This window comes from Leisingera sp. M523, from assembly GCF_025141335.1.
In the GTDB taxonomy this organism is placed as follows: domain Bacteria; phylum Pseudomonadota; class Alphaproteobacteria; order Rhodobacterales; family Rhodobacteraceae; genus Leisingera.
The window spans coordinates 1,422,375-1,443,479 of sequence record NZ_CP081036.1 but is presented as its reverse complement, the minus strand read 5'-3'; the positions used below and the strand labels follow the sequence as shown (position 1 = coordinate 1,443,479).

Genomic DNA, 21,105 nt, shown 5'->3' with positions numbered 1-21,105 from the left:
ACTGCCGTAAATGCGGTTCTTAGTAGCTATGGGGACAACCGCGAACGCCCCGTGAGGCGACAAGCCCAAGGTTCGCATGTTAACCTTCGCTTGCGAGGAGACATGCTTATGGCTGCCCCGAATGAAATCACCCCTGCCCAGCTCTTGCGTCTGATCGGCACACCAAATGCGCCGGTTCTGGTGGATATCTGCATTGACGAAGACTTTGCCGCGGATCCCTTTCTGATCCCCGGCTCTTTCCGCCATTCCCATCAGGATATTGATGGCCTCAAGGCCCGCCTGAACGGGCGGCGCTGCGTGGTGATCTGCCAGAAGGGCATCAAACTGTCGCAAGGCCTGGCCGCCTGGCTGCGCAATGACGGGATTGAGGCGGAATATTTGCAAGGCGGCATGTATGCTTGGCGCGCCCTGAAAGATGCGCCGCGCATTCCCGCCAGCATCCTGCCCGCGCCGGTGGGCGGCAGCAGCCTGTGGGTGACCCGCCACCGGCCCAAGATCGACCGCATCGCCTGCCCCTGGCTGATCCGCCGCTTTGCGGATCCGACGGCGCGCATTCTGTTTGTCTCGCCGTCTGAGGTTACCGGCGTTGCGGACCGCTTTGGCGCCACGCCGTTTGATGTCGAGGGTGTGTTCTGGTCCCATCGCGGACCGCTTTGCACTTTTGACACCATGCTGGATGAGTTCGGCCTAAGAACGCCCGCGCTTGACAGGCTGTCCCTGGTTGTGAGAGGCGCCGACACCAACCGGCATGATCTGGCACCCGAGGCGGCGGGGCTTTTGGCCCTATCGGTCGGATTGTCGCGCCAGTACAAAGGCGACCATCAGCAGCTTGAGGCAGGCATGACCCTATATGATGCGCTATACCGCTGGGCCCGCGATGGCCAGAATGAAGGCCACGACTGGCCTGCGGACCGCAAGGCATGAACCATCCCAGCTGGACGGAGATGTTCCGTGTCTTCGGGCGCATCGGAGTGCTGAGCTTTGGCGGCCCCGCAGCGCAGATTTCGGTGATGCATAAGGAGCTGGTTGAAGACCGCCCGTGGCTGAGCGAGGACAGCTTCCTGCGGGGGTTGTCCTTTTGCATGCTGCTGCCGGGACCGGAGGCGATGCAGCTGGCGACCTATACCGGCTGGCGGATGCGCGGCACTGCCGGCGGGCTGCTGGCGGGGCTGCTGTTTTTGCTGCCGGGGGCGGCGGTGATTGCGGCGCTGGTCTGGCTTTATGCGCAATACGGCACCCTGCCTGCGGTGCAATCGGCATTTCTGGGGGTCAAGGCGGCGGTGGTGGTCATCATCCTGCAGGCGCTGCGGCGGCTGGCGGGCAAGGCCCTGCACCATCCGCTGGACTGGGCGCTGGCGGGGTTCGGCTTTGCCGCACTGTTCCTGTTCAACCTGCCGTTTCCGCTGGTGGTGCTGGCCGCCGCCTGCATTGGATTACTGCGCAAGGATGGCAGCACCGGTGCCCCCGCGCACAGCACCCCTGCTCGCAATGGCAGTACCTTGAGCACCATTGCAGTCTGGGGCGGGTTGTGGCTGTTGCCGCTGATTGCCCTTTCGCTGTCCGGAGCGGGGTTCCTGGCGGACATCGGCTGGTTCTTTTCCAAACTCGCCGTTGTGACCTTTGGCGGCGCCTATGCGGTGCTGGCCTATATCAGCCAGACCGTGGTCAGCCAATTCGGCTGGATCACTGCCGGGCAGATGATTGATGCCATGGGCCTGGCCGAGACAACCCCTGGCCCGCTGATCCTGGTCACCCAATTTGTCGCCATGTTGGCAGGTCTGACGCAGGGCGGGTCCGGGCTGTTCCTGGCCGCCGGCGCGGTGGCGCTTTGGGCGACCTTCATGCCGTGTTTCCTGTGGATTTTTGCCGCCGCGCCTTATGTGGAGCGTATCGCCGCGCATCCGCGGCTTGGCATGGCGCTAAAGGCGGTAACGGCGACTGTGGCCGGTGTCATTCTGAACCTGTCCGTGTGGTTCATGATGCATGTGGGTTTTGCCGGAACGCAGGTGTTTGAAGCAGGCATTCTGCACATGCCTGTGCCGGTCTGGGGCAGTATGAACGGCACCGCGGTTCTGCTGGTTCTGCTGGCGCCGTTTGCCGCCTGGATGGTTCGCGGCAATATGCTGCTGCTGCTGGCGGTGATGGCAGCAGCCGGCCTGGCCGTTGCGGAATTCCCGTTTGCAATCAGCTGACTGCCGATACCCGCAAAGCACCGTCAACCGCAATAAAATTTGATCCTGCGAAAAGGCTGCTCTTTTGTTTCCGCCAGAATCTCCTATGCTGGGGACAAATGAACAAAGGGTGACTGCATGTCCCGTGAAATCGACTATGGCAACCTGATGCACTCTGCCATGCGCGGCCTGATCCGGACCGTGCTGCAGGATATCTCCGACAATGGCTTGCCCGGTAACCACCACTTTTTCATCACCTTCGACACAGCCCACCCGGATGTGGAGCTGGCCGATTGGCTGTCCGACCGGTATCCCGGTGAAATGACCGTTGTCATGCAGCATTGGTTCGACAATCTGACCGTGGATGAGGATGGTTTTGCGGTCACACTGAACTTCGGCGATTCTCCTGAACCGCTCTATATTCCCTATGACGCGATCCGCACCTTTGTGGACCCGTCGGTGGAATTCGGACTGCGGTTTGAGTCCGCCGATGAAGAGCCGGAAGGCTTTTCCGCGGTGACGGATGCAGCTGAGGAACAAGACGGCGCCGAGGAGCCAGCGGAAGAAGACAAGAAAGACGCGGATGTCGTGTCGCTGGACAGCTTCCGCAAATAGGCGGGCTGACCCATCGCGCAGCATCAGGCAGCCCGTCCGGCTGCCTTTTTCATGTCCGGCCTGTTCCTTGGCCTATTGCCTGGCCAGGAAGGTCTCCAGCCGCCGGCGCGGTTCGCCGTTCAGCCGTGAAATGTAAACCAGATCCAGCCCGCCATCGGCCAGGGTCCTGTCATACTGCTGCATCTCGTAGTCGCCATTCGGGTGAATAAACAGCGAAAAGACCGTCAGCGTTTCGCCAGTCAGCCGGCCCCAGACGAAGGGTTCGCCTTCCATCGGGTTCAACGGCACCGCATGACCAAACACATTGCGTGTCATTGCCGCAGAGTAGACGCCATTGCGCCCGCTTTGCTGGAATTCGATTTCATAGGTCTTGGTCTTTTTGCGGCCGTCGTCCTTTTCCGTGGTCGAGGTCCATTTGATGGTGAATCCCTTCTTCATCTCGTGGATGATAACGCTCATGTCCCGGGGATCGGTGTCGCCATCTGTCTTGACGACGTCGACGCTGCCGGAATATTCGCCGGCAAACTGCGAAATACCGGCAGCAATCCCCTGCACGGCCCCGCACAGCAGCAAACAGACGGCCAATGCAGGCACGGCCAGGGATTTCAGTGACAGAACTTCACACAGACGGATTGGCACGATCAATTCCTTTCCGGATACAAATTTGCCCGTCTCCCGCCCCGTCCCACGCAGTGTAACCATAGCATGGATTGAGACAATGGCATGGATTGGATTGCGCCAATTCGACACTATACCTTACCTGCCATTTGGCTATGCTGCGCGCAACTGGCCAATTGCGCCGCATTCCGGCACAGGCTACACGGCATACAATCGCATACTCAACGGAGAGAAGACGGATGTCCGAAACCCGCACCGAAACCGACAGCTTTGGCCCGCTTGAAGTCCCCGCAGACAAGTATTGGGGCGCCCAGACCCAGCGGTCGATCATGAATTTTCCCATTGGCTGGGAAAAGCAGCCTGTCGCCATTGTGCGCGCGCTGGGGGTGATCAAACAGGCCTGCGCCATGGCCAACAAAGCCACGGGCAAGCTGGACGCCCGGATCGGTGATGCCGTTATTCAAGCAGCCAGCGAGGTGGTCGCGGGCAAGTTCGACGACAACTTCCCGCTGGTGGTGTGGCAAACAGGCTCCGGCACCCAGTCCAACATGAACTCCAACGAGGTGATCGCCAACCGCGCGATTGAAATCCTGGGCGGCGTGATCGGCTCCAAGGATCCGGTGCACCCGAACGATCACTGCAATATGGGCCAGTCTTCCAACGATACCTTCCCCACTGCCATGCATATTGCCACCGCGATGTCCGTTCGCGACGTGCTGGTGCCGGGCCTGACCAAGCTCGCCGAAGGGCTGGAGGCAAAAGCCGAGGCGTTCAAGGACATCATCAAGATCGGCCGCACCCATACCCAGGACGCCACCCCGCTGACGCTGGGCCAGGAGTTCGGCGGCTACGCGCATCAGATCCGCCAGGGTCTGGCCCGGGTCGAGGCTGCGATGCCCGGCATCTATGAGCTGGCACAGGGCGGCACTGCGGTTGGCACCGGTCTGAATACGCAAAAAGGCTGGGGCGAAACCGTCGCCGCCAATATGGCCGAAATCACCGGCCTGCCCTTTGTCACTGCTCCGAACAAGTTCGAGGCACTGGCCGCCCATGACGCGATGGTGTTCCTGTCCGGCGCTTTGGCTACCATTGCGGGCAGCTGCTACAAGATCGCCAATGACATCCGCTTCCTCGGCTCCGGCCCGCGCTCGGGCCTGGGTGAGCTGATCCTGCCGGAGAATGAGCCGGGATCATCGATCATGCCGGGTAAAGTAAATCCGACCCAGGCCGAGGCGCTGACCCAGGTAGCCGCCCATGTGATGGGCAATGATGCCGCGATCAAATTCGCGGGCTCGCAGGGTCATTTTGAGCTGAACGTCTACAACCCGATGATGTCCTACAACCTGCTGCAATCCATCCAGCTCTTGGGTGACGCGGCGGACAGCTTTACCGAGCGGATGCTGGACGGCATCCAGGCCAATGAGCCGCGCATCGACAAGCTGATGAAAGAGTCGCTGATGCTGGTCACGGCACTGGCGCCGACCATCGGCTATGACAACGCGACCAAGGTTGCCAAGACCGCGCATAAGAACGGCACCACGCTGAAGGAAGAGGCGGTCGCGCTTGGCTTCGTGGACGAGGCGACTTTTGATTCCGTGGTCCGTCCCGAACAGATGATCGGCCCCAAGGACTGATGGCTGGCTCCGGTTCAGGCCCGGTCAATCTGAACCGGTACAGAAAGGAAAAAGCGCGGGCCGGGAAAAAGGTCCGCGCTGACCAGAACGCCGTGACCTTCGGGCGGACCAAGGCGGAAAAGGAATTGGACAAGGCGCGCAATGTGCAAGACGTCCGGCGCCTGGAAAACCATAAGCGCGACGAATGAACAGCCGGCCCAAGAAGCACTCACTGACCTTGCGCGGGCACCGGACCTCGGTGTCGCTGGAGGATGACTTCTGGGACGCCTTCCGCGAGATTGCCGCGCAGGACGGCCGTGCAATCAATGATTTGGCTGCCGGAATTGATGAAGCCCGCGGCGAGGATTGCGGATTGGCCTCAGCGATCAGGCTGTTTGTGCTGCACCGGTTAAGGGCACGTTAACCGCGGTTTGGCATCGTGCTGCTATGCCTGTGCCCGTTCCTCTCACCGCTGATGCCTGGATACAGCAGCTTTTCCGGTCCCAGGCTGCTGCAAAAGGCGGTGTTGTCCGCCGCCAGAAGCGCGATATTGAACGGCTGCTTGGCTGGGACCGCTTTCACTACGAACTTAAGCGCCGTGGATTTCGAGCCGTCGAAAACGCCGGTCAGGTTGTCATCTTCTGCAATCAGGACGCCGTGCGCATCATCCAGTGATGCAAATTTCTTCGAAGAAATTTGCCAAGAAAATTCAATTTTCTTGGCTAACGCCGCGACAGCTGCAGCCAGATCCCATTCTTCGATCGCACCGTAAGATGCGCCACGGGCACCGGCACCTGCGCCGCAACCGGAGCTACGCGGAACGCGCGCAGGATCATCGACAGGATCAACGGTCCTTCCACCATGGCAAACCCAGCGCCGGTACAAACGCGTGCCCCCGCCGAGAAAGGGATGTACGCGTCCCGCTGGCACTGCTTGCCGTTCTCTGTTTGCCAGCGGGAAGGGTCAAACCCATCCGGGTTCTCCCACAGCCGCTCATGCCGGTGCAGATGCCAGGGGCTGAGCACCATCTGCGCGCCCTTTGGCACGTCACGGTCTCGGAACTGCTCCGGACAGGCTGCTTCGCGCACCATCATCGGCACCGGCGGATACAGCCGCAGGGTTTCGCGGAACACATCCCGGCTGACCCTCAGCTTTGAAACCGCGGCAAAGGTTTCATCCGCCAGCGCCTCGGCCTCAGCTGCCACCTTCTCTTGCCAATCAGGATAAAGCGCCATCAGATACAGCGCCCAGGCCAATGCCGAGGCGCTGGTTTCATGGCCCGCAAGAAAAAAGATCGCGACCTGGTCCACCATTTCGGCTGTATCAAAGGTGCTGCCTGTTTCCGGGTCCCGGGTGGTCATGATCTTAGTGGCCAGGTCATCCGGTGCCGTGCCCGCTTTGATGGCATCCATTCGTTCGCGGGTCAGCTGTGCAATCAGCTCGCGGATCACCTCAGCGTTCCGGCGGGTGCCGCGGCGGAAAAACCGCGGCATCCAGCGCGGCAATGGGACAAAGGCTGCCAGGTTCAACAGCGGCTGGCTGCGCTGGTAGTCACGGAACCGGCTAAAAACCTGTCCTGCGACCTGATGCTCGATCGGGATCGAGAACAGCGTTCGAAAGATTACATCCGCCGCTGCGTGCGACGTTTCCTCCTCAATCTCGACAAGTCCTTGCCGTTCCTTCAGCCGTTCCACTGCGGCCTCAGCCGCGGCGCGCATCGCCGGGTATGTGTCCTTAAGCCGTCCGCCTTCAAAGGCCGGATCGATGATCCGCCGCTGCCGTTTCCAGGCCTCGCCATTGGTCAGGAAAACGGAGTTCCCCAGCAACGGCTTCAACCCCTCGGCAATGCGGTCCGACTTGGGAAAATCTTCGGGTCGCTCTTTCAGCAGCACTTTCACCAGCTCCGGCTGGTTGACCAGGAAGGAACGGAAAAACGGGGTGCGGAACTCGGCCATCCAGGCGCGGTACAGGCGCGCGGGCTGGGCCGACAGAATATCCTGGCGGAACAGTTTCACATAGCGCCACAGCGACACGCGGTCCGGGCGTGCGGGCGGTTTCGGCGGCAAGGCTTGGGTCATTCAGCTGCCACCGACGTGAACTTCGACACTGCCGCATCAATCCGGGACTGCGACGGTTTGCGGTCCTTGTAGCGTTCCGCCAGCGTCAGCGGTCCGGCTGTGATGCGGAAGTAATCATAGTCGCCAGGACGGTCGAAGGCGCAGAGATACTGAAAGTGCAGCCGGAAAAACCGCCAGCGCAGCTGTTGCCAGCGTTCCGGGCTGAGGGTCTGGGTGAAGGCGGCGGAGAACACCAGCGGCCAGCGCTTGCCCTCAACCGCGACGCCGCTGACCGACACCGGATCGCACAGTGCAAAAGCGCAGCCATCACCTGGTGCCGTGACATCGACCCAGGCCAGTTCCTGCCGCTGGGACAGATACTGCAGATCAGCCCGCAAACGCTCGGCCCGCGGCAAGAAGGACACCATGGGCACAACCTGCCCCAAGGTCAGAAACCCCAATGCCGGCCGGTTCAACGGCAGACCCGCGCGGATCAGATCCGCCAGGACGGACACGCCAACATGAGCGCCGGAGGAATGCCCCGCCACCAGCACCTCGTCCAGATCAGGATCTTGCAGCGCCTCCGAGATCAGCGCGCGGAACGCGCGCATCCGCGCTTCCATCTCCGGCGGGATGGCACCGCGGGAGGCCGCGGAATGCGCATAATCATGCATCAGGTAATAGGCGAAGAACTTGCCGTCCCGCTTTTTGAACCAGCGCAGCAGCGCGCAGCCGCAACCAAGACCCAAGGCCCAGCCAATGGCCAGCGCTACCGGACCTGAAAGGCCGGCGCGACCGGCCACCGTCCCAAAGGCATAGGCAACACCCCAGGCCAGCAGCAGCGCCAGAAACGCTTGCAACAGCAGCATCCCCACCGGGTAAAGCGCGGCGATCACCGGCCCTTTGCGCAGCCGCATCAGCCGCCGCAGTGCACCTGTGGAGATATAGATCCAGGCTGTGCGCAATAGCTGCCAATAGGTGCCGGGAATGGTTGCCTCCATACTGCCGCGCACGATGTCGGACCAGACCAGCACCTCGATGTCCGCCTCAGTGCAAAGACCATCCATCTCTGACACAACGTGCCAGCCATAGGGGCCTTTGGTTTGTTTGGGGGACAGTGACAGGCTGTAGCCGGAAATCCCGGCCTGCGCGGTGCCTTCCTTGCGGTACAGCTCGCGGTACCGGCGCGGATGAATCGGATCATAGCCGGGTATGTAGAATACCCGCCGCTTGCGCACCTGCTGTTGACCGTGCTCCTGCTGTGTCACGCCTTGGCCTGCATCCTTGTTCTGCGGCCAGACTAACAGCGCATTCCGGCAAGAGTAAGGCCAGGAATGGAAAAGAAAAAGGGGCCCGAAGGCCCCCTTGAACATCTCAGGCTCAGCCCAGTGTTGCCAGTGCCGGGAAGGTCTCCAGCAGCCACCAGGAGAAGGTGGTGAACAACCCGGTGACCAGCATGATGCCGACACCCAGCAACAGCCCGCCCATCACCTTTTCAATCAGTCCCATGTGGCGCTTCATCTTGTTCATCAGCACCATTGAACGGGTGAGGAACATCGCCGCCAGCAGAAAGGGAATGCCCAGACCTGCGGCATAAACGCCGAGCAGGATTGTGCCCCGGCTGACCGAAGCTTCAGAGGCTGCCAGAGACAGGATCGCGCCCAGCTGCGGCCCGATGCAAGGCGTCCAGCCAAAGGCAAAGGCCAGCCCCAGAACATAAGCCCCCAAGGCGGAACCACCGGACTCGCCCGCCTCCATCCGCGCCTCGCGGTCCAGCAGCGGAATGCGGAACACAGACAGGAAATGCAGGCCGAAGATGATCACAACCACACCTGAAACTTGCGCAAAAAGCTCCTGATTTTTCAGCACAAATGCACCAAACACCGAGGCGGTGAATCCCAGCAGCAGAAACACCGTGGACAGTCCCAGCACAAAGAACAGCGCTGCGATGACCGCCTTGCGCCGGGCTGCGCCGGTGCCTTGCATCTCGCCAATGGTGACACCGCTCATATAGGCCAGATACGGCGGCACAATCGGCAGGACGCAGGGCGACAGAAAACTGATCACGCCGCCTAGCAGCGCCACCAGCATGGCAGGGAGCAGCCCTGCGTCTATGATCTCGATTCCAAACATGTCCCACACTTATGCCAGCAATTGACCAACGTCACGGGGCGGGTTGGTCACATCCTTGTGGACAGCATGAAACATCCCGCTTATCTGCACACCATGACCGAGATCAATGAGACATTGGATGCCATCGGGCTGCTGTGCCCCCTGCCCGTCCTGAAGGCCCGCAAGCGGCTGAAATCGCTGCAGCCCGGCCATGTGCTGCAACTGCTGGCGGATGATCCGGCGGCGGTGATTGACGTGCCGCATTTCTGCAATGAGGCGGGCCATGAATTCCTCGGCCACAGCGACGGCGCTGGCCACCAAGCCTATCTGATCCGCAAGGGCAGCTAAGACCAAAGGCGCCTTGGCGCCCTGTCCGGACAGCTACGGAATTCAACGCGCATTCCGGAGTTGATACCGCGTGGCTTCCGAACGAAGCCCCGCCCTAGGATGCGCTTTCCTGACACGCCGCCGGCTGCGTTTCCTTCGCAGGCAGTACCGCCAAAAAAAGAAAGGCAGGCGCTTTGGCCTGCCTCTCCCATTAGTTATCACTTAGCAATCAGCTGCCAACCGACCACCAGCCGCGGCGTTTCGGCTTGGGCGGTGCCGCCGGTTCCGGTTCAGCTGCAGCAACGGCCATTGCAGGTTCCGGCTGCTTCTCCTCTTGCGAGGGGGCGGGCTCCGGCTGGGCGGCCTCTTCTGCAGCAGGCTGTTCTGCCACCGCCTCGGCAGCGGCGTCCGGTTCTGTCTCCACAGGCTCTTCCTCCGGTACAGCCTCGGCTTCAGCGGCAACCGGTTCTGCCGGGGCAGCTTCCACTTCAACAGCGGTGACTTCTGCCGGAGCGGTGACTTCTGCCGGAGCAATGGCTTCTGCCGGAGCAGTGGCTTCCGCCGGAGCAGTGGCTTCTGCAGGAGCGGCATCTTGCGCTTCTGCAGCACTGTCCGCGGCAGGCTCAGCATCCGGGGCAGCAGCGGCTGGTGCGCCTTTTGCAGCGTCTTCTGACGGTGCCTGCGCAACGGCTTCCGCTGCAGGGACACCCTCAGCGTCAGCCGCGGCCGGGGCGTCCTGCACGGAAGCTTCGGCAGTCTCCGCAGCGGCGGGAGCCTCCTCCGCGGTTTCTGCCTCAGCCGGTTTGGCCTTCGGTTTGCGCGACCGGGTACGGGTGCGGCTGCGGGAAGGTTTCTTTTCCTTCACCTCTTCTGCGGCAGCGCCTTCACCTTCGGCGGCAGCCTCCGCAGGCTCAGCTGCGTCATCCTGCTGCTGCGGCTCGTCAGACGCCTCATCGCCGTTTTCACCATCCTGGCCCTGTTCGCCATTGCCGGATTTCCGGCGGCGGCGGCGGCGGCGCTTGCGCTTGGGCTTGTCGTCCTGCTCAGCCTCTTCGGCGGCGGGTGCGGCCTCTACGGCTGCGGGAGCTTCTGCCTCTTCCTCGCTGGCTTCCTCAGCATCCACCTGATCCATGATCGAGGTATCAACGGACACCACCGGAGCAGTCGCAGCAGGCACCACGCGGGATGCGGTTTTGAACTTCTCCAGCACAAAATCCGGGCTGACCAGATGCGGATCGCCTTCGATGCGCACGGACAGGCCGTAGCGCGCCTCGATCTGGGCGATATGCTCGCGCTTCTGGTTCATCAGGAAGTTGGCGATGGAGACCGGGCAGCGCACCAGCACCTCGCGGGAGCGGCGGCGGGTGCCCTCTTCTTCGATCTGGCGCAGGATCGACAGCGCCATCGAGTCGTCGGAGCGGATCAGACCGGTGCCATGGCAATGCGGGCAAGGCGCGGTCGTTGCCTCGATCATGCCGGGGCGCAGGCGCTGGCGCGACATTTCCATCAAGCCAAAGCCCGAGATCCGGCCCACCTGGATGCGGGCACGATCGGTCTTCAGCTTGTCCTTCATCCGTTTTTCGACGGCGGCGTTGTTCTTGCGCTCGTCCATGTCGATGAAGTCGATCACGATCAGGCCGGCAAGGTCGCGCAGACGCAGCTGGCGGGCGACTTCCTCAGCCGCCTCCAGGTTGGTATTCAGCGCGGTTTCCTCGATCGAGCCCTGTTTGGTGGCCCGGCCCGAGTTCACGTCAATTGCCACCAGTGCCTCGGTCACGCCGATCACGATGTAGCCGCCGGATTTCAGCTGCACGGTCGGGTTGAACATGCCTGCCAAGTAGCTTTCCACCTGGAAGCGGGCGAACAGCGGCAGCCCTTCCTGGTAGTTCTTCACGTTCTTGGCATGGGACGGCATGATCATTTTCATGAAGTCCTTGGCGATGCGGTAGCCGCGCTCGCCTTCGACCAGAACCTCGTCGATCTCGCGGCTGTAAAGATCGCGGATCGAGCGTTTGATCAGGTCGCCTTCTTCATAGATCTTGGCCGGCGCGATGGATTTCAGTGTCAGCTCGCGGATCTGTTCCCACATCCGCTGCAGATATTCATAGTCGCGCTTGATCTCGGATTTGGTGCGTTTGGCACCGGCGGTGCGCACGATCAGGCCCGCGCCGGTCGGCACGTCCAGTTCGGTTGCGATATCCTTCAGCTTCTTGCGGTCATCCGCGTTGGTGATTTTGCGGGAGATGCCGCCGCCGCGGGCTGTGTTGGGCATCAGCACGCAATAGCGGCCAGCCAGCGACAGGTAGGTTGTCAGAGCCGCACCCTTGTTGCCGCGCTCTTCCTTGACGACCTGCACCAGCAGGACCTGGCGGACTTTGATGACTTCCTGGATCTTGTAACGGCGCGGACGCGGCTTGCGCGGCGGACGGATGTCCTCGCTGTCGTCCTCATCGGCAACGGATTCGATGCTGTCATCTTTGGAGGTTGCATCGGCGCGGCCGGTTTCGCCCGCGTCTTCATCGCTGTCGCCGCTGTCTGCGGAGTCGGCACCGGCATTGGCAGATGCGGCTTCCGGAGCGGCCGTTTCTGCATCGTCCTCAGCTGCTTCGGCGGCTGGTTCGGAGCCGGCTTCAGCCTTGGCTGCAGGTTCTTCCGCAGTTTCTGCAGGTGCCTCTTCGGCAACGGCGGCCTCAGCTGCCGCCTCTGCAGGTGCTTCTTCGCCAGCCGTCTCAGCGGATCCGGCAGGCACGTCGGCTTCGGCTGCCTCAGGTGCAGACGCATCATCGTCTTCCGGCTCTTCCACCGGCGTTTCCGCGACATGTTCCACCGGTGAGGACCCTTCCGGCACGTCCGCCAGATCATCCCCGGCCTCAGCACTGTCGCTCAGGTCGATGGTCTCCATTCCGGCGATTTCAGCGGTCTTCTCCTCAGAGGCCTCAACCTCCTTGGTTTCCACTGCATCATCAGAAGAGGTCTTGGCGGCCTTGGCGGCGGATTTGGACCGGCGCGACCGCTTGGGCTTGGCCGGTTTTTCTTCGTCTTCCTCGTCGCGGGCACGCATCGCCTCGGCATAGGCGCGCTCTTCCTCCATCAGCGCCTCACGGTCGGCGACGGGGATCTGGTAATAATCCGGGTGGATTTCGGAAAACGCCAGGAAGCCATGGCGGTTGCCGCCATAGTCCACAAACGCCGCCTGCAGCGACGGTTCGACCCGGGTTACTTTTGCGAGGTAAATATTGCCAGCAAGCTGGCGTTTATTTTCGGATTCAAAGTCGAATTCCTCAACCTTGTTTCCATCCACAACCACAACACGGGTCTCTTCCGCGTGGGTGGCGTCGATAAGCATCTTCTTTGCCATGTGTCCTTGGTGCACCTGCCCTGTGCGTCCGCAAGCCTCTTGTTTCCAGGCGGCCGCGCACGTTTCGGGTGGTGTCTTGTCAGGGCGATCTGGGACGGCGCGGTGCAGCAGGTGGTCCCGGGGTCGATGCCCGGCCTTCCTGCCTCAGTGCTTTTCGCTCTCGCGCGCGTCATCGCGGTTCTTCTCCGGCAGGCGGGTGCTGCCCGTCCCTGCCACATTATCCCTGCACCGGCTTAAATTCCGGCTTGGGCGCTAAACTGCCCTCCAAAGTTCAGAGGGCCAATCGGTCTGACTGCAGCTTTCTCGGATCATGCCGGACAAAAACCGCAGTCAGCGAAACTCATAAGAACGGGGGAACCATACACCGGTTTCCGGCCCGTTTGGTCAGCATAAGGCCTGTGGATAGGTAATGACAATGGACATTCGTCACCACAGGCATTGAAAATGAAACCTGCCGGCCCATAGCAGACAATGCATTAAATTGTGGTTAGTTTTCAGCCGGCTGCCGGAGTTCCAATAGAACTCCGGCGCGCAAGCATTTGTTTTCCCAGTCGGTTCCCGTGCCGAAAACAGCAGCAGCGGCAGTTACGCCAGATAGTCGGACCGCTGCAGGCCGTATTTGGCCATCTTCTCGTTCAGCGTCCGGCGCGGCAGGCACAGCTCGTCCATCACGCTGGCAATAGACCCTTTGTGGCGGCGCATGGTGTTGTCGATCAGCATCCGTTCAAAGGCTTCCACATATTCCTTCAGCGGCTTGCCTTCGGTGGTCATCACCGGCTGCATTTCCTCGTGATCGGACATCAAGAGCGAGGCAATGGTGCCCGAGCCACGGCGCGACTGCAGGACCGCGCGTTCCGCAATGTTGATCAGCTGGCGCACGTTGCCCGGCCAGGGTGCCTGCAGCAGCTGTGCCGCCTCCTGCGCGCTGACCTGCGGCGCCTCGCACCCGTATTCTTCCGAGAATTGCTCGGACAGGCGGGTGAACAGCGTCAGGATATCTTCGCCGCGCTGGCGCAGCGGCGGCACGGTGATGCGCAATGCTGCCAGGCGGTAGAACAGATCCGGGCGCAGCGCGTCTTCGCAGGTCTTGCCCGCTTCCTGCAGGTTGGAAATGGCGATAATCCGGGTTTCTGCCGGGGTGCCCTGCTCGTTGATCACACTCAGCAGCTTGGCCTGCAACGTCTCAGACAGCGCGTCGATATCTTCCAGCACCAGGGTGCCGCCACGGGCTTCCTCGACTGCCGGAAGCATGCTGTCTTCGGGTTGCATCGGCCCGAACAGGCGTTTGGCAAGTGCTTCCTCTTCCAAGGCAGCACAGGAGATCAGCACGAATTTCTTGCCCGCGCGGCTGCCAACCGCGTGCAGCGCATGCGCCACCAGGGTTTTGCCGGTGCCGGTCTCGCCGTCGATCAGCACATGGCCGTCCGCCTGGCCAAGATCCAGGATGTCCTCGCGCAGGCGTTCCATAACCGGGCTTTGGCCGATCAGTTTCTTCATGATCTGGCCGCCATCCGACAATTCACGCCGCAGCACCCGGTTGTCCAGCGTCAGGCGGCGCGCACCAGTGGCGCGCTTGGCCAGTTCCGACATCCGGTCCGGATTGAACGGTTTTTCCAGGAAGTCGAAGGCGCCCACGCGCATCGCCTCCACCGCCATCGGCACATCGCCGTGGCCGGTAATCATGATCACCGGCAGCGCAGAATCGCTGCCCATCAGCTTTTTCAGGAACTGCATCCCGTCCATGCCGGGCATCTTGATGTCGGAGATCACGATCCCCGGGTAATCCGGCCCCAGCACCTTCAGCGCTTCTTCTGCACTGGAGAAGGTCTCGGTGTCGTAACCCGACAATGCCAGCCATTGGCTGATCGACTGCCGCATATCCTGTTCGTCGTCCACGATCGCGATTTTCATAGCCTGGGCCATGCGCGTTCTCTCCTAATCTTCAGGGGCTGCCTCATTCCGCAGCCTCGATGCCGTCCACCAGGACCGGCAATTGCATCTCAAAGACCGCGCCGCCGTTCTGGCCGTTGCGGGCGGTCAGCCGTCCCCCTAGGTCGTTGACGATCCCCGAGGAGATGGCAAGACCCAAACCAACCCCGTCGCCGGGCTGCTTGGTGGTGTAGAACGGCTCGAACAATTCATCGAAGTCGTTGATCCCTACCCCGTTGTCGCGCACCGACAGGGTTGCCGTTTCACCCGCCGCCAGCAGGATTTCCACCTCCGGGTCGGCCACTGATTTGGTGGCGTCCAGCGCGTTGCGCAAGAGGTTGACCATCACCTGTTCCAGCCGCATCCGGTCGCCCATCACCATAACAGGTTCTTCGGGCAAAATCCGGGTGATTTTCACGTGCCGCTGACGCAGCTGCGGTTCCATCATCGACAGGCTGGAGGCCAGCGCATCGCCCACGTTTACAGGGCTGAACGTATCGCCGCCCTTGCGCGCATAGGATTTCAGCTGCCGGGTGATCGCCCCCATCCGTTCGATCAGATCATCAATCCGGCCAAAGGAGGCCAGCGCCTCGTCCGGACGGTTGCGGTTGAGCAGCAGACGGGCGCCGGCCAGATAGGTTTTCATCGCCGCCAGCGGCTGGTTCAGCTCATGGCTGACGGCAGCCGACATCTCCCCCAAGGCGGCTAGTTTCGAGCTTTGCGCCAGGCTCTGTTCCGCCACGGCCAGGGTCTTTTGCATCCGTTCCCGCTCGGCAATTTCCCGCTGGAGGCGCGCATTCAATACGCGAAGCTCTGCCGACTCGCGCTGGAACAAGGCCATGCGCAGCGCGGTTTTCCGGCTCAGCGCATAAAACGCCAGCGCCAGCAGGATGGCGAATCCCATAATTTCCAGCGCCAGCACCGCGTTAACCCGCTCGCGCACCGAGGAATAAGTGGTGAAGGACGCCATCCGCCAGCCCTGGAACGGCACCCGGGTTTCCAGCCGCATCACCGCCTCGCCCTGAAGATAGGCGTCCGGCGGCAGCGCGGTCCAGTCGGTGGTGGCGCGGATTGCCCGCTGAATGGCGCCCTCGGGCGTCTGCAGGGTCAGCGCATCGCCTTCCTGCAGCCCGCGCCAACGGGCCTCGGTGGCCAGGATGATATTGCCGGTGCTGTCAGTGACCAGAACCGCGTCGGAAATCCCGGCCCAGGCGCGTTCGAACTTCTGCAAGTCCACCTCGACCACAATCGCGCCCAGGACACCGGTCGCATCGATCATCCGCCGCGAATAGGTGAAACGGTAGCCGCCCACTTCCCGCGGGATCACCGAAAACACTGTCGACTTGGCCCGGATCGCATCGACAAAATAGGCAGCATTGCGATGGGTCTCGCCCAGCCGGTTGCGGTCGGTTGCGGCCACCGTGCGGCCATCCTGCGCCAGCAGCATGATCGAGGCTGCGCCGATCTCATCCACAAAAGAGATCAGCCGCTGGGTGGACAGGGAAAAGTCATTGGATTGCAGTGCCGAAATCAGCGTCTGGTCGCGCGCCAGCAGCTGCGGCACAATCGCATGCTGGCGCAGCTCGCTCAGCAGGTTGCCCGAATACAGCGCCAGCCGCAGTTCGGCCCGGTTGCGGGTGCTTTCGGTAAAACGGTGGGTCAGCGCCCGGTTTGTGGTCCACACGGTAACAGCCGCCACCAGCATGAACAGCACAAGCGACAGCCGCGCGCGCCACGAAATCGTGCGCGAGCCGGTCTTCCGCTTGGGTTTGGTCACATCAAAGCGCGGGGCGGTCATAAACTATACCTATTGCGGCCGCCCCGCATCCTCAAGTCACGCCGCAGTGACCATGCCCGCCAATGCGCGGAACACTGCCGTGCCATCGGTGCCGCCGTGCCCTTCATCCGCGGCCCGTTCCGGGTGCGGCATCATGCCGAGCACGCGGCGGTTGTCCGACAGGATACCGGCAATATCAGCAACCGAACCATTGGGGTTGTCTGCATAGGTGAAGGCCACCCGGTCCTGGTCCTGCAGCGCCTTGACGGTCTCTGCATCGGCAAAATAATTGCCATCATGGTGGGCAATCGGCACACCGATCACATCGCCCGCGCTGTACCCTTGGGTAAAGACGCTCTCAGACGTCGCCACCTTCAGGTCCACGGTGCGGCAGATGTATTTCAGACCTGCGTTGCGCAGCAATGCGCCCGGCAGCACGCCGGTTTCGGTCAGGATCTGGAAACCGTTGCAGACGCCGACGGCATAGCCGCCGCGATCTGCGTGCGCGACCACAGCCTTGCAGATCGGCGATTGCGCCGCGATAGCACCGCAGCGCAGGTAGTCGCCGTAGGAGAAACCGCCAGGAACGCCAACGATATCGACACCTTCCGGCAGCGCGCTGTCCTTATGCCAGACCATCGACACGTCGAAACCAGCCTGCTCAAACGCCACCGCCAAATCGCGATCACAGTTTGAACCCGGGAAGACTACTACCGCCGCCTTCATCACTGCAGCTCGATGCTGTAGGATTCGATCACGGTGTTGGCCAGCAGCTTTTCGCACATTGCGGTCACGTCTGCCTCGGTAGCGCCGTCTGCCAGATCCAGATCGATCACCTTGCCCTGCCGCACACCTTCAACCTTGTCAAAGCCCAAGGCCCCCAGCGCGTGGCGCACTGCCTCGCCCTGCGGATCCAGAACCCCGTTCTTCAGCATCACATGCACCCGTGCCTTCATTGCATCATCCCTCAGGTTTCGGTGGCGAAGCCCCATCCAGGCTTCTTCTTTGCAAAAATACTCAAAATCCCGCCCTGTCCGCAGGGCGGGACCGTCTTAGTTGACCAGCGTCGGCTTGCCCGGCGCCGGCGGGTTGTTCGGCATCACGCCCAGGCGGCGCGCCACTTCGCTGTAGGCATCGGTCAGACTGCCCAGATCGCGGCGGAACACGTCCTTGTCCAGCTTCTGGCCGGTCTTCACGTCCCACAGGCGGCAGCTGTCCGGGCTGATCTCGTCGGCGATCACCAGACGCTGGAAATCGCCCTCATAGACGCGGCCGATCTCGATCTTGAAATCCACCAGACGGATGCCCACGGCCAGGAACACGCCGGACAGAAAGTCATTGACCCGCAGCGCCAGGCTCAGGACGTCGTCCATGTCCTGCTGGCTGGCCCAGCCAAAGGCGGCGATATGCTCTTCGGTGACCAGCGGGTCGCCCAGGGCGTCGTCCTTATAGCAATATTCCACAATCGGGCGCGGCAGCTGGGTGCCCTCGTCGATGCCCAAACGCTTGGAGATCGAGCCTGCAGCATAATTGCGCACAATCACTTCCAGCGGAATGATCTCGCAGCTGCGCACCAGTTGCTCGCGCATATTCAAACGCTTCAGAAAATGGGTCGGCACACCGATCTGCCCCAAGCCCAGCATGAAAAACTCGCTCAGGATGTTGTTCAGCACACCCTTGCCCTCGATCACGTCGTGCTTTTCAGCATTAAAGGCGGTGGCATCATCTTTGAAATACTGCACGATGGTGCCCGGCTCGGGACCTTCATACAGTGTTTTGGCCTTGCCTTCATAGATTTTCTTGCGACGCGCCATTGGGAGCCTTTCGGGTCAATGCCGGGAATCCGGCCCTGCGATGTGCCGCCCTCATAGTGCAAGGGGGCTTCAGCCGCAAGCTTGCTGCACGGTATCACACCCCTGCAGCTGCAGCCCCGGTAAGCGGCAACCGCTGCCCGCGGCAGCCAGCCCTCCTTGCGCCGGGCACAAAGGCTTTATCAAGAACAGTTTTTTCTTGCCCTCGGCAGGGATCATGCTCCTATCATTAGACAGGTGCAAACGGTTAATGAGGATCAGTCATGACTACATTTGACGAACGCGAACAGGCGTTTGAGGCCAAATTCGCGCATGATGAGGAAATGCAGTTCAAAGCCCGTGCGCGGCGCAACAAGCTGGTCGGCCTTTGGGCGGCAGAGCTGCTGGGGAAAAGCGGCTCATCTGCCGCTGATTACGCCCAGTCCGTCGTTGCTGCTGATCTTGAGGAAGCCGGCCATGAGGATATCGTGCGCAAGCTGTCAGGCGACCTCGGCTCTCAGGCAAGCGAAACACAGATCCGCGGCAAACTGCAGGAACTGATGCCGCAGGCGCAGGAAGAAATTCTGAGCGAAGCCAGCTGATCACCCGGCCGGACCGCCAGTCCGGCCCGGCGCCTTCCGCCGCTTCCCGGCACGGAGCCCGCCGGCAGCGTCACCATGCGGCTGCCGCAACACCCTGCCTGCCTTGCCTATCCAATGATAGGGAAGGCCACTACGGTAATCAGCGCAGTTTTAGCGGTTAACTGATCTGCAAACAGCACCCGGTACACTGGCAACCAAGGGCCTTTTGCGCTGCCTTCCAAGGATTGCCATGCTGTTTTCAAAATCCACCGCCCCCAGGCCGGCTGTGCGGCTGATCCGGCTGACCCTGCCTTTTCTTGTCATGGGGGGATGTCTTTGGCTGCTGCAAACAAAGACCGAATTGCCACCGATGCGGGAACTTGGCGCCATCCTGGGCAGTCTGCCCGCCTGGAAGTGGGGGGCTGCCGTATTGGCCACCGGCCTCAGCTTTTGGGCGCTGGGACGTTATGATTCCGTGGCCCACCGCCATCTTGGCACCGGCATGGATGGTCCTGCGGCGCGGCGCGCAGGCATGGCCGCCATCGCTTTTTCGCAGACTGCCGGGTTTGGCCTGATCACCGGCAGCTATGCCCGCTGGCGCCTGCTGCCCGGCCTGTCGCCGCTGCAGGCGGGCCAGCTCACAGCATTGGTGGCTGTCACATTTTTGGCAGCACTTTCGGTAATCTGCGGTGCCGCGCTGATCCTGGCGCCGCCGTCGCCGGGCCTGGCTTGGGCTGGCGGTGTGATCCTGGCTGCCGCCGCCAGCGTTTCGGCCTTCAGCTTTCTGCATCCGCAAACACCGCTGTTCCGGCTGCGGCTGCGCTGGCCCTCGTTGACCGCAATGGCCGCTTTGGGGTTCTGGGCGGCCGTCGACGTCGCCTCCGCCGGCACAGCGTTGTGGCTGCTGCTGCCGGGCGGAATTGAGATCTCCTGGGCGCAGCTGCTTACGGTATATGCGATTGCGCTGGGGTTTGCAGTTGTGTCGTCAGCCCCCGGCGGGGCCGGCCCGTTTGAACTGACTCTTTGCGCGCTGCTGCCTGCGGTCCCCGACCACAGTCTGATCGCCGGGCTGCTGGCCTTCCGTCTGGTCTATTATGCAGTGCCGGCGGTTCTGGCCGCCTTGCTGATGATCTTTCCCGGACTGTTGCCGGCAAGGGTTCCAGCCGCTGGCGATACAGACCTTATGGGCAGCCGCAGCCTGCCGCCAGCCGCCCTGCCCCGCAGCCGGGCATGCTCTGAAACCGGGATTATCCGGCAGAACGGCGGCCATGTGCAGATGTTTGGCCTGAACCGGATTGCGCTGCTGGACAGCCCGCAGGCATCGATTGCGCTGTTTGATCCGCTGTCAGGCCTTGCAGCCGAAACCTTTGCTCCGCTGGCCCGCCATGCCCAAACCCGCAACGCCGCCGCCTGCTATTACAAATGCAGCGGACGCAGTGCGCTGCACGCCCGCAAGTCCGGCTGGCGCGTCCTGCGGATCGCCGAAGACGCGGTTTTAAACCCGCTTAAGTTCTCCGAGGGCGGTTCCTCCCGCCGCCAGTTGCGCCGCAAACTGCGTCATGCGGAGAAAGCAGGCATTGAGGTCTGCCGCGGCCCGGCCCGGCTGCCCTTTGATCAGATGCGGGACGCCGATGCAGCCTGGCAATCGGCCCATGGTGCCGCCTATGGCACCACGATGGGCCGGTTTGAACCCGGCTATCTGGCCGCTCAGGAAGTGATCCTGGCGTTCCGGGGCGGGCAGCTGATCGGCTTTGCCAGCTTTCACACATCCGCCCGCGAATGGTGCCTGGATCTGATCCGGATGCGCCCTGATGTTCCGGACGGGACCGGCCATGCGCTGGTGCGGGCCGGCATAGCTGCCGCCGCAGCCGAGAGTATCCCGCGCTTGTCACTGGCAGCCGTGCCCGGTCACCGCCTGGCCAAGGGCGTGGACCGGGGTCTGCGCCGGTTCAAGGCCAGTTTTGCGCCAAGGTGGGAGCCGCGCTATATGGCAGCCCCCAGCTGGCTGCAGATGGCGCTTTGCATCGGCGAGCTGCTGCGCCTGGTGCACCGCCCGCCCGCCGTGCAGCCCGCAGCCGCCGCAGCGCCCGCTCATAATGAAGATGAAGAAAATGAAATTGCCCTTGCCCGCCCGGCATGAGACAGGGGACACAGACC

At 62.0% G+C, this 21,105-nt stretch carries 20 protein-coding genes; 10 read left to right on the top strand and 10 right to left on the bottom strand.

The features are described from left to right. Positions 1-108: 108 nt before the first annotated feature. The 3 genes from K3557_RS07185 (at position 109) to K3557_RS07175 (ending at position 2,786) form a co-directional block, all read left to right on the top strand. Positions 109-924, top strand: coding sequence for a sulfurtransferase/chromate resistance protein (locus K3557_RS07185; RefSeq protein WP_259998773.1), 816 nt, complete (start codon positions 109-111; stop codon positions 922-924). After that, positions 921-2,192, top strand: a complete 1,272-nt coding sequence (gene chrA / locus K3557_RS07180) for a chromate efflux transporter (protein ID WP_259998771.1) — start codon at positions 921-923, stop codon at positions 2,190-2,192. The genes K3557_RS07185 and chrA overlap by 4 nt, the downstream gene beginning before the upstream one ends. 117 nt (positions 2,193-2,309) lie before the next feature. Continuing rightward, positions 2,310-2,786: an SspB family protein gene (locus tag K3557_RS07175; protein ID WP_259998769.1), complete on the top strand. Its 477-nt coding sequence runs from the start codon at positions 2,310-2,312 to the stop codon at positions 2,784-2,786. A gap of 72 nt (positions 2,787-2,858) precedes the next feature. On the opposite strand, the gene K3557_RS07170 is transcribed toward K3557_RS07175, so the two are convergent. Then, entirely contained in the window at positions 2,859-3,425 is a 567-nt protein-coding gene (locus K3557_RS07170; protein ID WP_311198497.1) for a hypothetical protein, read from the bottom strand. Positions 3,426-3,643: 218 nt separating this feature from the next. Between K3557_RS07170 and fumC the strand changes: the two genes are divergently transcribed. Genes fumC through K3557_RS07150 form a run of 4 tightly spaced genes read left to right on the top strand, consistent with a single transcriptional unit; the run spans position 3,644 to position 5,692 of the window. Beyond that, on the top strand, positions 3,644-5,038 hold the full coding sequence (fumC, locus tag K3557_RS07165; protein ID WP_259998765.1) for a class II fumarate hydratase: 1,395 nt from the start codon (positions 3,644-3,646) through the stop codon (positions 5,036-5,038). Further along, positions 5,038-5,226: a DUF4169 family protein gene (locus tag K3557_RS07160; protein ID WP_259998762.1), complete on the top strand. Its 189-nt coding sequence runs from the start codon at positions 5,038-5,040 to the stop codon at positions 5,224-5,226. Before fumC ends, K3557_RS07160 begins: the two co-directional genes overlap by 1 nt. Then, positions 5,223-5,441 (top strand): ribbon-helix-helix domain-containing protein, encoded by a 219-nt coding sequence (locus K3557_RS07155; protein ID WP_129371131.1) that lies wholly within the window; start codon positions 5,223-5,225, stop codon positions 5,439-5,441. The genes K3557_RS07160 and K3557_RS07155 overlap by 4 nt, the downstream gene beginning before the upstream one ends. Then, entirely contained in the window at positions 5,384-5,692 is a 309-nt protein-coding gene (locus K3557_RS07150) for an N-(5'-phosphoribosyl)anthranilate isomerase (protein WP_311198496.1), read from the top strand. The genes K3557_RS07155 and K3557_RS07150 overlap by 58 nt, the downstream gene beginning before the upstream one ends. Before the next feature lie 47 nt (positions 5,693-5,739). Here the strand turns inward: K3557_RS07150 and K3557_RS07145 are convergent, their stop codons facing one another. The 3 genes from K3557_RS07145 to K3557_RS07135 form a co-directional block, all read right to left on the bottom strand. Beyond that, positions 5,740-7,095, bottom strand: coding sequence for a cytochrome P450 (locus tag K3557_RS07145; RefSeq protein ID WP_259998760.1), 1,356 nt, complete (start codon positions 7,093-7,095; stop codon positions 5,740-5,742). Continuing rightward, a complete protein-coding gene (locus K3557_RS07140) occupies positions 7,092-8,342 on the bottom strand; it encodes a hypothetical protein (protein ID WP_259998758.1) in 1,251 nt (416 codons plus the stop codon). Before K3557_RS07140 ends, K3557_RS07145 begins: the two co-directional genes overlap by 4 nt. Positions 8,343-8,454: 112 nt before the next feature. Beyond that, entirely contained in the window at positions 8,455-9,207 is a 753-nt protein-coding gene (locus K3557_RS07135; protein WP_134830030.1) for a cytochrome c biogenesis CcdA family protein, read from the bottom strand. A 93-nt stretch (positions 9,208-9,300) separates the two neighbouring features. Between K3557_RS07135 and K3557_RS07130 the strand changes: the two genes are divergently transcribed. Continuing rightward, positions 9,301-9,534: a sulfurtransferase TusA family protein gene (locus tag K3557_RS07130; protein WP_259992595.1), complete on the top strand. Its 234-nt coding sequence runs from the start codon at positions 9,301-9,303 to the stop codon at positions 9,532-9,534. Positions 9,535-9,742: 208 nt separating this feature from the next. Here K3557_RS07130 and K3557_RS07125 read toward each other — a convergent pair whose 3' ends face one another. From K3557_RS07125 to purC, 6 genes are all read right to left on the bottom strand, one after another. Beyond that, positions 9,743-12,871: an Rne/Rng family ribonuclease gene (locus K3557_RS07125; RefSeq protein WP_259998756.1), complete on the bottom strand. Its 3,129-nt coding sequence runs from the start codon at positions 12,869-12,871 to the stop codon at positions 9,743-9,745. 585 nt (positions 12,872-13,456) lie between these two features. Next, positions 13,457-14,794: a sigma-54 dependent transcriptional regulator gene (locus K3557_RS07120; protein WP_259991703.1), complete on the bottom strand. Its 1,338-nt coding sequence runs from the start codon at positions 14,792-14,794 to the stop codon at positions 13,457-13,459. Positions 14,795-14,825: 31 nt separating this feature from the next. Next, entirely contained in the window at positions 14,826-16,598 is a 1,773-nt protein-coding gene (locus tag K3557_RS07115; protein WP_134830032.1) for an ATP-binding protein, read from the bottom strand. A gap of 36 nt (positions 16,599-16,634) precedes the next feature. Beyond that, positions 16,635-17,303 carry a phosphoribosylformylglycinamidine synthase subunit PurQ gene (gene purQ / locus K3557_RS07110; RefSeq protein WP_259998754.1) on the bottom strand — a complete coding sequence of 223 codons (669 nt, stop codon included), beginning with the start codon at positions 17,301-17,303 and terminating at the stop codon, positions 16,635-16,637. Beyond that, positions 17,303-17,533, bottom strand: a complete 231-nt coding sequence (gene purS / locus K3557_RS07105; protein ID WP_027258722.1) for a phosphoribosylformylglycinamidine synthase subunit PurS — start codon at positions 17,531-17,533, stop codon at positions 17,303-17,305. The genes purQ and purS overlap by 1 nt, the downstream gene beginning before the upstream one ends. A 96-nt stretch (positions 17,534-17,629) precedes the next feature. Continuing rightward, the gene (gene purC, locus K3557_RS07100) at positions 17,630-18,391 is read right to left on the bottom strand and encodes a phosphoribosylaminoimidazolesuccinocarboxamide synthase (protein WP_259991698.1); all 762 of its coding nucleotides are present in this window, start codon (positions 18,389-18,391) and stop codon (positions 17,630-17,632) included. 260 nt (positions 18,392-18,651) lie between these two features. Between purC and K3557_RS07095 the strand changes: the two genes are divergently transcribed. Both K3557_RS07095 and K3557_RS07090 read left to right on the top strand, forming a co-directional pair. Next, on the top strand, positions 18,652-18,969 hold the full coding sequence (locus K3557_RS07095) for a DUF1476 domain-containing protein (RefSeq protein ID WP_259998752.1): 318 nt from the start codon (positions 18,652-18,654) through the stop codon (positions 18,967-18,969). A gap of 229 nt (positions 18,970-19,198) precedes the next feature. After that, positions 19,199-21,088, top strand: coding sequence for a phosphatidylglycerol lysyltransferase domain-containing protein (locus tag K3557_RS07090; RefSeq protein ID WP_259998750.1), 1,890 nt, complete (start codon positions 19,199-19,201; stop codon positions 21,086-21,088). Positions 21,089-21,105: the final 17 nt, after the last annotated feature.

Coding starts and splice junctions, on each gene's coding strand:
- K3557_RS07185 (WP_259998773.1), top strand. CDS start 109: ATGGCTGCCCCGAATGAAATCACCCCTGCCCAGCTCTTGCGTCTGATC.
- chrA (WP_259998771.1), top strand. CDS start 921: ATGAACCATCCCAGCTGGACGGAGATGTTCCGTGTCTTCGGGCGCATC.
- K3557_RS07175 (WP_259998769.1), top strand. CDS start 2,310: ATGTCCCGTGAAATCGACTATGGCAACCTGATGCACTCTGCCATGCGC.
- fumC (WP_259998765.1), top strand. CDS start 3,644: ATGTCCGAAACCCGCACCGAAACCGACAGCTTTGGCCCGCTTGAAGTC.
- K3557_RS07160 (WP_259998762.1), top strand. CDS start 5,038: ATGGCTGGCTCCGGTTCAGGCCCGGTCAATCTGAACCGGTACAGAAAG.
- K3557_RS07155 (WP_129371131.1), top strand. CDS start 5,223: ATGAACAGCCGGCCCAAGAAGCACTCACTGACCTTGCGCGGGCACCGG.
- K3557_RS07145 (WP_259998760.1), bottom strand. CDS start 7,095: ATGACCCAAGCCTTGCCGCCGAAACCGCCCGCACGCCCGGACCGCGTG.
- K3557_RS07135 (WP_134830030.1), bottom strand. CDS start 9,207: ATGTTTGGAATCGAGATCATAGACGCAGGGCTGCTCCCTGCCATGCTG.
- K3557_RS07130 (WP_259992595.1), top strand. CDS start 9,301: ATGACCGAGATCAATGAGACATTGGATGCCATCGGGCTGCTGTGCCCC.
- K3557_RS07125 (WP_259998756.1), bottom strand. CDS start 12,871: ATGGCAAAGAAGATGCTTATCGACGCCACCCACGCGGAAGAGACCCGT.
- K3557_RS07120 (WP_259991703.1), bottom strand. CDS start 14,794: ATGGCCCAGGCTATGAAAATCGCGATCGTGGACGACGAACAGGATATG.
- K3557_RS07115 (WP_134830032.1), bottom strand. CDS start 16,598: ATGACCGCCCCGCGCTTTGATGTGACCAAACCCAAGCGGAAGACCGGC.
- purQ (WP_259998754.1), bottom strand. CDS start 17,303: ATGAAGGCGGCGGTAGTAGTCTTCCCGGGTTCAAACTGTGATCGCGAT.
- purS (WP_027258722.1), bottom strand. CDS start 17,533: ATGAAGGCACGGGTGCATGTGATGCTGAAGAACGGGGTTCTGGATCCG.
- purC (WP_259991698.1), bottom strand. CDS start 18,391: ATGGCGCGTCGCAAGAAAATCTATGAAGGCAAGGCCAAAACACTGTAT.
- K3557_RS07095 (WP_259998752.1), top strand. CDS start 18,652: ATGACTACATTTGACGAACGCGAACAGGCGTTTGAGGCCAAATTCGCG.
- K3557_RS07090 (WP_259998750.1), top strand. CDS start 19,199: ATGCTGTTTTCAAAATCCACCGCCCCCAGGCCGGCTGTGCGGCTGATC.